This window comes from Nitrospirota bacterium (genome assembly GCA_004296885.1).
Taxonomy (GTDB): domain Bacteria; phylum Nitrospirota; class Nitrospiria; order Nitrospirales; family Nitrospiraceae; genus SYGV01.
On the sequence record SCVN01000007.1, the window covers coordinates 64,575 to 77,004 of the forward strand.

Annotated in this window: 12 protein-coding genes; 2 read left to right on the forward strand and 10 right to left on the reverse strand. The window is 63.5% G+C overall.

Annotation, left to right across the window (positions count from 1 at the left end):
* The first annotated feature begins 83 nt into the window (after window positions 1-83).
* Window positions 84-974, forward strand: coding sequence for a PAS domain S-box protein (locus EPO61_03755; GenBank protein TAJ09842.1), 891 nt, complete (start codon window positions 84-86; stop codon window positions 972-974).
* Window positions 975-1,023: 49 nt separating this feature from the next.
* On the opposite strand, the gene EPO61_03760 is transcribed toward EPO61_03755, so the two are convergent.
* The 8 genes from EPO61_03760 to larC all read right to left on the reverse strand — a co-directional run bounded on the left by EPO61_03760 (window position 1,024) and on the right by larC (window position 9,691).
* Window positions 1,024-1,743, reverse strand: coding sequence for an outer membrane lipoprotein carrier protein LolA (locus tag EPO61_03760; protein ID TAJ09843.1), 720 nt, complete (start codon window positions 1,741-1,743; stop codon window positions 1,024-1,026).
* Window positions 1,740-4,175, reverse strand: coding sequence for a DNA translocase FtsK (locus EPO61_03765; GenBank protein ID TAJ09844.1), 2,436 nt, complete (start codon window positions 4,173-4,175; stop codon window positions 1,740-1,742). The genes EPO61_03760 and EPO61_03765 overlap by 4 nt, the downstream gene beginning before the upstream one ends.
* Window positions 4,176-4,207: 32 nt before the next feature.
* Window positions 4,208-5,035: a ribosomal RNA small subunit methyltransferase A gene (rsmA, locus tag EPO61_03770; protein TAJ09845.1), complete on the reverse strand. Its 828-nt coding sequence runs from the start codon at window positions 5,033-5,035 to the stop codon at window positions 4,208-4,210.
* A 15-nt stretch (window positions 5,036-5,050) separates the two neighbouring features.
* On the reverse strand, window positions 5,051-5,344 hold the full coding sequence (locus EPO61_03775) for a hypothetical protein (protein ID TAJ09846.1): 294 nt from the start codon (window positions 5,342-5,344) through the stop codon (window positions 5,051-5,053).
* A 26-nt stretch (window positions 5,345-5,370) separates the two neighbouring features.
* Complete coding sequence (gene pdxA, locus EPO61_03780) at window positions 5,371-6,408, reverse strand: 4-hydroxythreonine-4-phosphate dehydrogenase PdxA (protein ID TAJ09847.1); 1,038 nt, start codon at window positions 6,406-6,408, stop codon at window positions 5,371-5,373.
* 113 nt (window positions 6,409-6,521) lie between these two features.
* The gene (locus EPO61_03785) at window positions 6,522-7,439 is read right to left on the reverse strand and encodes a cation transporter (GenBank protein ID TAJ09848.1); all 918 of its coding nucleotides are present in this window, start codon (window positions 7,437-7,439) and stop codon (window positions 6,522-6,524) included.
* Entirely contained in the window at window positions 7,429-8,625 is a 1,197-nt protein-coding gene (locus tag EPO61_03790; protein ID TAJ09849.1) for a sodium:calcium antiporter, read from the reverse strand. The genes EPO61_03785 and EPO61_03790 overlap by 11 nt, the downstream gene beginning before the upstream one ends.
* Window positions 8,492-9,691: a nickel pincer cofactor biosynthesis protein LarC gene (gene larC, locus EPO61_03795; GenBank protein TAJ09850.1), complete on the reverse strand. Its 1,200-nt coding sequence runs from the start codon at window positions 9,689-9,691 to the stop codon at window positions 8,492-8,494. The genes EPO61_03790 and larC overlap by 134 nt, the downstream gene beginning before the upstream one ends.
* Window positions 9,692-9,874: 183 nt before the next feature.
* On the opposite strand from larC, the gene EPO61_03800 reads away from it, so the two are divergent.
* Window positions 9,875-10,444, forward strand: coding sequence for a hypothetical protein (locus tag EPO61_03800; protein ID TAJ09851.1), 570 nt, complete (start codon window positions 9,875-9,877; stop codon window positions 10,442-10,444).
* Window positions 10,445-10,520: 76 nt separating this feature from the next.
* On the opposite strand, the gene larB is transcribed toward EPO61_03800, so the two are convergent.
* Window positions 10,521-11,276: a nickel pincer cofactor biosynthesis protein LarB gene (gene larB, locus EPO61_03805; GenBank protein ID TAJ09852.1), complete on the reverse strand. Its 756-nt coding sequence runs from the start codon at window positions 11,274-11,276 to the stop codon at window positions 10,521-10,523.
* A 13-nt stretch (window positions 11,277-11,289) separates the two neighbouring features.
* Window positions 11,290-12,363: an NAD(P)-dependent glycerol-3-phosphate dehydrogenase gene (locus tag EPO61_03810; GenBank protein ID TAJ09853.1), complete on the reverse strand. Its 1,074-nt coding sequence runs from the start codon at window positions 12,361-12,363 to the stop codon at window positions 11,290-11,292.
* Window positions 12,364-12,430: the final 67 nt, after the last annotated feature.

A 12,430-nucleotide genomic window follows, 5' to 3' on the forward strand; every position in this document is an offset into this window, starting at 1 on the left:
CATTGCTCCCCTGAACCAGCAACCAACCCTGTAGATTGCGAGAATGATCGGCAGCGCGCCAACAAAGATGCCGTAACGGACATATGAGGAGCAACGTGACCCGGATCATGACGAACAGTGACGACCTTCGATTGGGCCCCATCTCGATCCTACTCGTCCATCCCAATCCGCTCATACAGGAGCGGTTCGGTCAGGTGCTCCGGGAAGAAGGATTCCGTGTCCGTGTCGTAGGATCCGGCGGTGATGCCATCGCCATCGTGAGACGGCACAAGATCGACGCCGCCCTTCTCGATATCAACGGCTCCTCCGATCGAATCCCGACGATCCTCACCGCCATGCAGATGGAGGCTCCGCACTTACCGGTGGTCCTCCTGGCCGGGAACGCAAACAAGGATACGATCGCAACCGCCCTCGACCTTGGCGCCCTGGCGTTTGCTTCTGAACCCTACGACCTCGAGGTGCTGAAGGCCCTTCTACGTCGAGCGCTGGCCGTGAAGGCAGGGGAAACTGTCATCGCCCGGAAAGAGCAGCGGCTACGGGAACGAGACGAGCGCCTCCGCTTCCTCGTAGAGTCAACACCCGACGCCATCGTCACGGCCGACCATCGGGGCCACATCATCACCTGGAACCAAGGCGCGCACCGGTTGTTCTTGTACACCGAACCGGAAGTCCAGGGCCGGCCGTTGACGGTGCTGATGCCGGTTCGCTACCACGCAGCGCACCAGCAAGGCCTCGAACGGTTCCGATTTACCGCTGTCTCACTTATCGCCGGCGCGACCGTCGAATTCCACGGTTTGCGAAAGGACGGCAGCGAATTCCCCCTAGAGCTGTCGCTGTCGTCCTGGAAGACAGCGGACGGCATCGCCTACGGCGGCATCATGCGCGATATCAGCCGGCGGCGACACATGCGGGAACGACCGGAAGAGGTGGAGAGGAAGCCTCATGGCACAGTGCAAGATACCTGTCCGGGATAAAAAAGGCCAACGATGAAACGGAATGCCGGACGATCAGTTGAGACAGTCGTTAGGGCGGGCTCAGGGACGGCGCTTTGACGACTTCGACTCCCGGCGGAACGGCGAACTCGAACAGATCCGCCTTCAGCCCGGCGTTGGGCTTCAGATTGGCGAATTCGAAGGTGGAGACATTCCCGCTGATCTCGTGGATGGACACCCGTTTGATAAAATAGGTCTTGGGCTGGACTTCCAGCACGATCCGCACCACCGTGCGAACGGCTTCGTTGCCATCGGGCTTCGGCAGCAGACTGATTAACGGCAATCCCCCCTCGCCTCGACCGCCGGCCCGGCTCTGGTCCAGGACATATTGCTCCTCCAGCTTGGCGGCGCCTTGCAACAATTGCAACGGAGCCTGGGAGGCGGCCATCTGCGTCAACTTGCCGATTAAAACTTGCTTGTGCTCCGGCACGTACATCTTGACGTCGTTCTGATTCACATAAATCTCTTCCACGTTGGGATCGGCATAGTCCCATCGCAACCGGCCCGGTTTTTTGATATACATCCGCCCGCTGGACAAGATCGGCGTAGCAAACCCCTCGATCTTGGTCGTCTGTTTGAAGTCCGCCGACAGGTCGCGGGTCTGCTCATACCGCGCTTGCAGCTTCTTCACCACCTCTCGCACGTCCTCCGCCCCGAGGGCCGGCATGGCCGCAAACGCAAACGGCAAAATCAAAAACGCAAAAAAGGTGGCCGCCAATTTTGCATTTTGCATTTTGCATTTGGACTTCATTCTTGCTCCTCCCCCACCGGCCCCTTACGCACCAGGACTTCGCGCCGGCCGTCCCGGCCTGCGGCGCCGACGATCCCTTCTTCCTGCATCTGTTCGATCATGCGGGCGGCGCGGGGATACCCGACACGCAAGCGCCGCTGGATCAGCGAGGCGGAGGCCTGGCCGGAGGAGATCACCAGATCCTTCGCCTGCTCGTACACCTCGTCCTTCGCCTCTTCTTCCTTGGCCTCTTCCTGTTTGAGCGACTGCAGCTCTTCGCTGTAGGCCGGAGCCGCTTGCTTCTTGATGAACTCGACCACTTGCCGCACGTCGTCGTCCGGCACGAACGAGCCGTGCAACCGGTTCAGGGTCCCGGTGCCGGCCGCGAACAGCATGTCGCCGCGTCCCAGCAGGGACTCGGCCCCGTTGGCGTCGAGGATCGTGCGCGAGTCGGTCTTGGAGGACACCTTGAACGCGATGCGGGCGGGAAAGTTCGCCTTGATCAGGCCGGTCAGCACATCCACCGAGGGCCGCTGCGTGGCCAGCACCAAGTGGATGCCGGAAGCCCTGGCCATCTGGGCCAGGCGCGCAATCTTCTCTTCCACCTCCTTGGGCGCGACCATCATCAAATCCGCCAGCTCGTCGATCATCACCACGATATACGGCAACGGCGCCGGAGGCGTTGTGGGCTCGGCGGAGGAGCCCAGCGGCTGAATTGATTCCGGCACCGCACTTTCCCCGGCGGCAAGCCGTGCGTCCTCGGACAGGAATTCGACCGGCGGCTCGGGTGACTCCGAATCTTTCTTGTCGGATGGCTCCGGCACGACGCCTTGCTGCTCCGCCACCATCCGATTGTAGGAATCGATATTGCGGACGTTGGCCTCGGCCAGCAGCTTGTAGCGGCGCTCCATCTCCTGCACCACCCAGCTCAACCCGCGCGCCGCGGACTTCGCATCCGTGATGACCGGCCGCAGCAGATGGGGCACGCCGTCGTAGGATTTCAACTCCAGCATCTTGGGATCGATCAACAGCAGCTTCACTTCGTCCGGCCTGGCCGAGAACAGCAGGCTCAGGAGAATCGTATTGAGGCCGACGCTTTTCCCCGCGCCGGTCGCCCCGGCCACCAGCAAGTGCGGCATGGACTTGAGATCGGCCGCGGCCGGCTTCCCGAAAATGTCCTTCCCCAGGGCCAGGGCCAGCTTGCTCTTGGCCTGGACTTTCACGAAGGCCTCGCTGATCATGACCTCTTTCAATGAGACGGTTTCGCGGTAGCGATTCGGCACTTCAATCCCGACCACGGACTTGCCCGGCAGCGGCGCCACAATACGGAGGCTCTCCGCTTTCAAGGCCAGGGCCAAGTCATCGGCCAGGTTGACGATGCGGGCGACTTTAACCCCCGGCGCCGGCTCGAACTCGTACATAACCACGACCGGGCCTGGATGTACTTCCGTGACTTTCCCCTCAATGCCGAAACTTTGCAGGGCGCGCGTCAAGACTTCCGACTGGGCCTTGAGTTCTTCGTCGCTCATCCGGTCCAGCGTGCCGGACGGATCGGTCAGCAACTCTCTCGGGTCCGGCAGCACGTACCCGGTCGAGACGAGGTTCGCGGCCACGAGCGGCCGCTCCTCCTCGTCTTCCTTCTCGGGAAGCGGGACGGCCTTCGGCTTCTTGGCCGGCTTTTCCTTGTGCAGGGCGACCACCAAAGGCGGCTCCGCCGCCGGGACGTCCACCGGCTCGATCTCGGCCGGACGATTGATCTTGACCGGCTTCGGCTTGGCCTTCTTGACCTTCTCCGGCTGCTCTTCTTTTTCGGTCCGTTCCGGTATCAGAGCCAGGATCGTCTCTTTCAGCTTCGCCCACCAGCCGGGCACGCGCTGCCAAAGATCGGCCAGGGACATGGGCGCGGCCAGAAGCAACGAGACCAGGAGTCCGGCCAGCACGATGATATGGGCGCCGGTGCTGGCGAAGTAGAGCCGCAGGCCGTCCGCAAGCAGGTGTCCCACTCGCCCGCCTCCCAGTCCCGGATAGACCCATCCGCTCAGGATGGTCGGAACGGCCGGCATCTCCAGGTGGAACAGGCCGCTCAGGAACAGCAAGGCGGCCAGGGACCCGACGGCGCTGCGGATGGTCACGGTGAGCAGGCCGGCCACGAAGCAGCGACCCGCCAACATACCCAACAAAAACGGCAAGAGGTACGCCCCCCCTCCCGCAAACCAGAACAAGCCGCTGGCCAGCGTGGCGCCGACCGTGCCGATCATGTTCCGAGTCGAAGAAGAGGCGGACCCTGAGGACGAAAAGAGAAGCGGATCGGTTTCGGCGAACGAGAGGAGACTGAGCAACGTCAGCAGGCTGAAGGTGATCAGAAGGACGCCGACCACCTCATGTTTGAGCTGTGAGGGTTCACGAGAAGCCGGGCGAGCGTCACCGCGCTTCGCCGTGGTGGGTGCACCCATGGGCGGGATGGTAACATAAAACGAAGACGCTGTCAGCCATCAGCTTTCAGCTCCTCACCAGGCACCGCCCTGCCCAAGACTTCAGCAAGAACCGCGAATTCGTGCAGCGTCAGCGTTTCGGCTCGGCGTCTGGGGTCGATTCCCACCTGCACCAAAGCCTGCATGATCCGGTCCTGGGCCAGGCCTTCGTCCCGGAGGGAATTGGCAAGCGTCTTCCGCCGATGGGCGAACGAGGCACGGACCGTGCGCACGAACGAGGCTTCATCCTGCACGACCAGCGCCGGCTGTCGCCGCAACGCCAGGGAGACCACGGAGGATCCAACATCGGGGCGAGGCCGGAAGCAGTTGGCCGACACCGTGAATGCCAGCTTCGCCGCAGCTGCATATTGCGTCAGGACCGACAGGATGCCGTAGTCCTCCGTCCCCGGTTGCGCCACGAGGCGGCGCGCCACCTCGGTCTGGAGCATCAGGACCATCCGATCGATCTTCTGTCTCGCTTCCAGGAGCTTGAAGAGGAGCGGCGTGGACACGTAATAGGGAAGATTGGCCACAACAACCGTCCCCTCCGGGAGTGCCTCGTAGGGAAACTCCAGCGCATCCCCCACGCGCAGGTCCAGGTTCGGACAATCCCTGGTCGCCTCCCGCAGGTATACGCCCAGTTGCACGTCCAGTTCGACCGCCACCACCTGCTTGGCCTCCGCGCACAGGGCGCGGGTCAGGATGCCCCGCCCGGGGCCGATCTCGAAAACCGTCTCGTCCGGCCGCAACTCGGCCAGCGCCACGATCTTCCGGACGATATTGGGATCCACGAGAAAGTGCTGGCCGAGGCGTTTGCGGGCAGGCGGGAGGGCTGGGGTCATACCGAACCGGTTCTGTTAGGGAACATGGTTCGTCGAACCATCCTTCTTCACTTTTTCGGCCAACGCCACCAGGTAATCGCGATAGAGTTCGACGTCATCGCCCAGCTCTTCCAGTAGATCGTTCGAAAACGAAGGACCCGGCTTGGTGTCGGCAAATCGCTGCGCTTCCTGCTGTCCCAGATGCTGGGCGATCACCGGGATCGTTTTGATTTTCCATTTCACCAACCGTTCCCCCGCCGCGACGGTATTGAGGCTCGTCTGAGCCTCTTCGAGAATCGTGTCCAGCGCCTGGATCTGCTGGTGAATCATGTCGAGTGCCTGCCGAACGGGGTCCGTCATCTGGCGCGTCCCTTCTTGATTCGGTTGCCGGCCAGCCTGGCCGCCAGTTTGATGGCCTCGATCAAGCTGCCCGGATCGGCCAAGCCCTTCCCGGCGATATCGAAGGCCGTGCCATGATCCACCGAGGTACGGATGATCGGCAGCCCGATCGTGAGGTTCACGCAGGTGCCGAACGCGACCAGCTTGAGCGGGATGAGTCCCTGGTCGTGGTACATGGCCACGATCCCGTCGTAGGTTCCCCGCACCGCCTTGCCGAATAGCGTATCGGCCGGTAAGGGATCACTGGCCTGGATGCCGATTGTCCGCGCACGACGCGAGGCCGGCAGAATAACCTTGCGCTCCTCATCTCCGAAGAGCCCGCCCTCGCCCGCGTGGGGATTGAGCGCCGCCACGCCGATCCTGGGTCTGGCCACGCCAAAATAGTCCCGCAACGCCCGGTCGGCCAGACGGATGGCTTTCCCGATCCGCACTTGCGTCAATTGATCGGGCAAATCGCGCAGCGCCACGTGCGTGGTTACGAACATGATCTTGAGCGGACCTCCCAGGATCATCATCCCGACTTCTTCGCTGTGCGTCAGATCCGCCAGAAGCTCCGTATGGCCCGGATAGTTGAAGCCGGCCTTGTTGATGGCTTCTTTGTTGATGGGCCCGGTGACGATGGCATCCACGACGCCGTCCTCCGCCAGCCTGACCGCCATCTTGATGAATGCCACCGAGGCCGCCCCGGTCTGCCGCCCCACCGTTCCGATTTTGAAGGGACCCAAGGGCTTCTCCAGGGGGTCCAGGATCGGAATCTCGCCCCGCCGCCCCAAGGGCGTCTCTTGGTCCATCACCTCCCGCACCAGCAGGGGAAGCCGCAAGGACCGGACCGTCCGCTCCAGCACGTCCCGGGAGCCGATGACCAATGGACGGCAGAGGCGAAGGACCTCGGGCTTGGCTAACGCTTTCACGATCACCTCGGGCCCGATGCCGGCCGGATCGCCCATCGTCAGCGCGAGGAAGGGCCGCCTGTCAATCGTTCGGCGAAGACTCATAGAATCCCACCATATAGCAGAATGCTCAAAATGGTACTTTGCCTCCAGTTCTGCCGTATGTTGAGGGGGTCGAGCGACCGAGAACAAAGTTGGGGGACATTTTCAGCATTCTGCTAGCCACAGTTCTCCGGCTCCACATGCACAATCACCTCCGCGACCCCGTCAAACCGTTCCTTGATCGCCTCTTCGACTCGGTGCGCCAGATCATGGGAGTCTCCCACGGTCATCACGGCCGGAACGTGGACGGAGAGGTCCACGAAGATGTGATGCGGCAGTCCCCTGGTCCTGATCTTATGACAATCCAGCACGCCGGCGTTCCGTAAGACTACGGCCCGGACCTGCTCCGGGTCCAGCCGCGCCTGATCGGTCAACGACTGGGAGGTTTCAGCCAGCACCGACAGTGCCGTCTTCGCAATAATCGCCGCAATCACCACGGCCACGATCGGGTCCATGGCGGGATACCCCAACTTGACCGCCACCAGGCCGGCGAGGACCGAGCAGGACGTCAACAGATCGCTCCCGGTGTGATGAGAGTCCGCCACCAGAATCTCGCTGCGCAGCGCCTGGCCCTTGCCCCGCTCCCAGCGCATGACGCCGTAGTTGATCGCCATCGTCGCCAGCATGATCGCGAAGCTGGCGCGCGTCACCTGAGGCTGGACCGAACCCTGCCAATGGGCATAGCTGGTCCAGAGGAGATAGACACAGGTGCCCAACAACATGGCCCCGATGGAAGCCGCCGCCAGGGTTTCATACTTCTTGTGCCCATACGGATGGACTTCATCCGGCGGAGCCGCAGCGAGCCAGAGCCCGGTCAGCCCCACAATATTCGACACCCCGTCGAAGAGCGAATGAAACCCGTCGGCCTGCATGCCGAGCGAGGCCGTGACCACCCCATAGAGCAGCTTGGCCAAGGCCACCAGCAGATTGAGGCCTAAGACCGCCCACAGCACCCACCGCACTTCCCGGGTGCGCAGGTCCGGCGCTCCCGCAGACAGACTATGGCCCGGATGCCCGCTCCCCTCAGCGCCCATAGAGAAAGACCATAAACCCCAGATAGAGGAGCGCCCCGCTCCCGAGCAGCCAGGGCCTCCAACGCCCGCCCCAAAACAATTGCACCAAGCTCATCCCGACCGCGACCATCGCCAGCCCCATCGTGATCAACGCGGAGGAGGCCAGCGACCAATCGGTGCCGATCAACCCCAACGACACAGGGAAGGTTCCTTGAAAGACCATCGCGCCCGTCACGTTGCCGACCGCCAAGGTGTCCTTCTTCTGGTAGAGCCAGAGAAAGCTGTTGGACATTTCCGGCAGCTCGGTGGCCAGCGGCGCAATCAACAGGGCCAGCAATAAGGGAGAAACGTCCAGGGTGGCCGCCATCGCCTTGGCCGCCGTGACGAACAGATGCGCGCCGCCGATCAGGCCGGCCATGCCGACTGCCGCCTGAGCGGCAATAGCCCCATAAGAAGGAACGGCAGACCGGCGGGCGAAGAAGAGGGGTCCCAGTGCCTCCCCACCTTCCTGATCTCCGCTGAACTTGATTTTCATATAGAGGAGATACAGGGTCACCAAGAAACCGGCCGCGACATAATGCAGGAGGCGCGAGGGCACAAATGCGCAGCCGACCGCAATGCCATACGCCATCAGAAAGAAGAGCAAGTCGGTCCGGACCTCCCCGTAATGCAACTTGAACTGGGGCTGGCGCTTCCCCAGGCCGGCGTAGAGTACCAACAACCCGGCCAGAATCGGCAAGACCAAGGTGCTGAGCATGAACGGAGCGCCCAGGATCGCGCCAAGCCCGACTTCCGTCCGCTCCTGTCCCGTGCCGAAAAAGATCGCGATCACCGGAATGGACGTTTCCGGCAAGGTGGTGCCGACGGCAGCGAAGATGCTCCCGATCGCCCCTTCCGGCACCTTGAGGCGCTTGCCGAGCCACTCGATGCCGTTCGTAAAGAGCGCGCAGCCGCCCAGCGTGACCGCCACGGAAACCAAAAACAGCAGGACATACAGCAGGACGGTCACGGAAGCTTCCGCGTGCGAAATGATAAATGATAAATGATAAATTTCCCTTGTGGCATCCCGTCCATCACTTGTGGCTCCGTACTTTTGCTTTGCGCGTGCGGTACGCGAGCCGCGCGTCGTCCATGACCTCGCGCACCGGCCTTCCGGTCCGCTCCGCAATCCGCCGGCAGTCCCGATACTCGGGCGCCGCTTTTTCACGGCCCGCTCCGGCCTGAGCCACCTTGACCCGCACGACGCCCCCCGCCGTGCGAACCTTCTGGATGCGCCGGGACAAAACCAACCGGCCGACGTCCTGCATCCTGATGCCCAGCGTGGTCGTGTCCCGCAAGACCACCCCCGCCACCGCTTGGACCTGATCGCGCGACGCCAGAGCGGTCAACGTAATCCCGGGACGCCCGCGCTTCATGATCACGGGGGTCAGGGTCACATCCAGGGCCCCGGCCGCAAAGAGCCGTTCCATCACGGTCTCATAGGCTTGGGGGTTCAGATCGTCCAGGTTCGTCTCGATCTGGACGATCGTCTCGGAACAACCCCAGGCGGACGACCGGTCCTCGCCCAGAAAAACACGCAGCACGTTCGGCCACCCGGGCGGATCGGCCGTACCGGCGCCGTACCCGACGGAGGTGGGCAGCATGGGAGGCAAGGGACAGAAGTCTTGTACAAGGGCCAGCAGCAGCGCGACCCCCGTCGGTGTCGCCAATTCGCGCGCGGGGCCGGCGCTGTACACCGGCACCGACCGGGCCAAGGCCGCGACCGCAGGACCGGGGACCGGCAGAGCGCCATGCGCGCTCGTAATCGTTCCCGCCCCCACGTTGATCGGCGAGGCCGTCACGCGCGTCACGCCGAGGAGATGGCACCCCAGCACCGTCCCCACCACGTCGACGAGCGAATCCACCACCCCGACCTCGTGAAAGTGGACCTTCGCGGGCGGCACCCGATGCGCCAGACCTTCCGCACGCGCGAGCCGGTCGAACACGTCCAGGCTGCGCTCTTTCACCGGCGCCGGCAGCCGGCTGGATGTAATGGTGCGCCGGATCTGGCTCAACGACAGCGGAGCGGCAACGCCCCGCCGGATCACGACGTCCACCTTCGTGGCATGCAGGCTGCCCCGCATCACCGGCTTCGCCTTCAAGGCATATTCGCCGGCGCGCACGAACTTGAGGCCGCGCGCCAAGTCCTTGAGCGGCAACCCCGCGTCCACCAACGCGCCCAGCAGCATGTCGCCGCTGACCCCCGAAAAACAATCGCAATGCAGATGCCTCACGTTGCTCTCCGTCTCCTCGAAAACCGTGACACCCCGGCCATCTTAGCGTATGGCTCGAACGGTCGGCAATCGCCGCCGCCCGGCTTCCGGTTGACAGCCCCGCCCCCCTATGCTATCCACAAGCGGCTTGCACAATACCTTGCCCGGCTCCGGCAACCCTGACGAGGCACCTCGCTCTGAACCATGGCATCACTTCCCCACCGACAGGCCCGACCGGTTTGCCCGCAGACCGCCTCCGTCATTCCGCCGGCCTTGCTCCTCTGCTGCCTCTCGCTCCTGCTGCTGATTCCTTCCGGCTCGGCGGAGGCCAAGCGCAAGGTTCCCTACCGGCCGCAACCGGACCTGCGGATCCTCGCGATCACTCCCTCGCCCATCTCCTATTCGTTCCAAAACGGCCCGCTGAACATCGCCATCGGGATCGAGTTGCCCAAAGACCTGGACGACGCAACTATCCTGGAAGTGTCCTCGCTCATTAGTTCCCCTTCGAAACGATCCATGCGGTTCCTGTCAAACCGGCAGCCGGTCGGCGCCGCGGCCCTGTCCCAGCCCAACCAAGCCCCCTCGTCGGAATCCCAACCCAAGCCCCAGCTGACCGTCACGCTGACCTGGGACGGAACAGACCAAAATCAGAACATCGTGGAGCAGGGAACGTACAGTTACGAAGTGCGCGCGAAACTCCTGGCCGTCGGCGAGAAGGGCCCACGCACGCGGATGGTCTCCTGGCCCAAGCGGGGCACCTTGGAAGTGAAATAAAGCGAGTCGGAAAGTCTATCCAGTCGTCAAGTCCGTCAAGTTCTAAGACTTTCAAACTTTTCGGCCTGATCGACTTTCAAACTTTCTCCCCCAGCATATTGATACGGTGGGCCAGGCACCCGGCCCCGAACCCGTTATCAATGTTCATGACGCCAACCCCGGCGGCGCAGGAATTCAGCATCGTCAGCAAGGCCGCCAGCCCGCCGAAGCTCGCGCCATAACCCCGGCTGGTCGGCACCGCCACCACCGGACAATCGACCAATCCGCCGATCACGCTGGGCAACACCCCATCCATCCCGGCCGCCACGACAAGCACGCGCGCCCGCTGCAACCGATGGGTCCGACTGAGCAGCCGGTGGATCCCCGCCACACCGACATCGTAGAGGACCTCGACCAGGCTGCCCATGACTTCCGCCGTGATCCTCGCCTCCTCGGCGACCGGAATATCGGCGGTGCCCGCGGTCACGATCAGGACATCGCCTTTGCCGGCCGGCGTCCGCGGCTGAACCACCACGGTGCGCGCCAACTCGGAATAGACCGCGCGGCGGTCGAGCCGGACCAGCGCCTTGGCGACCTCGGGCTCGGCGCGGGTGGCCAAGAGCGGCCCGCCTTTTTTCAGGAGGCTCCGTGCAATCGCCACGACTTGGGCCTTGGTCTTTCCCTCGCAGAGGATCACCTCCGGAAAGCCCTGTCGGATCGAGCGGTGATGATCCAGAGAGGCAAAGCCGAGTTCTTCGAACGGGAGGCTCCGCAAACGCGCAGCCGCACGCGGCACATCGAGCTTGCCGGCCCGCAGATCCTTCAATAATTGTGTCAGCCGTTTGTGGTCCATGGCATCGGCTCCGTTACGAACGCTCGCCGTCCGTCGGCGAGGCCTCCATCTCCCCTCGGGCGGCCCGTTCCATGAGGTCCGTCACAGCCCGTGCGCAAGACTTGTTCTCAAACAGGACCGCACAGACTTCGCGGACGATGGGCATATCCACGCCATGCCGTTCGGCCAACCCCAGAGCGGCGTGCGACGTCCTGACCCCCTCGGCCACCGCCTGCATGTCCTTGAGAATGTCATCGAGCCGCTCGCCGCGACCGAGCCTCATGCCCACCTGATGGTTGCGGCTCAGGGCTCCCGTGCACGTCAGGACCAGGTCCCCGATCCCCGACAGTCCATAAAATGTCCTGGGGTCGGCCCCCATGGCTGATCCAAGTCGGTTCATCTCCGCCAAGCCCCTGGTAATCAGGGCGGCCCGCGCATTATGCCCCAAGCCCAGCCCGTCGACGATGCCGGCCGCGAGCGCAATGACGTTCTTGAGGGCCCCGCCGAGTTGGACGCCCAAGACATCCCGACTTGCATAGACCCGGAACAGAGGCGTCATCAGCGAGGCTTGAAGGAACCGGCATACCTGGTCGTCGTTGCAAGCCAGGGTCACGGCCGTCGGGTGATCGCGGCAGACCTCCGCCGCAAAGCTGGGGCCCGACAGCACGGCCAGCATCGGATGCATCCCGGCGGACAAGACGTCTTGCATGATCCGCGTCATCACGTTCAGGGTCCCTTCCTCAATGCCCTTCGTCGCGCTGACCACCGGAAGCGGGAGAGAGAGGAGCGGCCCCATCTGCTGCAAAACAGATCGGGCCGCGTGGGACGGCACGGCAAAGAGCAGCCAGTCCTGATCCCGCACCGCGTCGGCCAACCGGCTCGTCGCCGATAGAGCGGGCGGCAGCGCGACGCCGGGTAGGAACCGCCGATTTTCCCGCTGCCGGTTGATCGACTCCACCACATCCGGCTCGTACGCCCACAACATGACCGGCAACCCTTTGTTGGCCAAGTGCCTGGCCAGGGCCGTGCCCCAGGCGCCGGCTCCGATCACCCCGACGCGTTGAGCCGACGGTCCGTCGGCTTGCGTCCTGTCTTGCGTTTCTTTCACGGCTGCTCCCCTACCTGCGTCTCATCGGAATGCCGCCAGAACACAGCTGTGCACCGGACCTCACAGG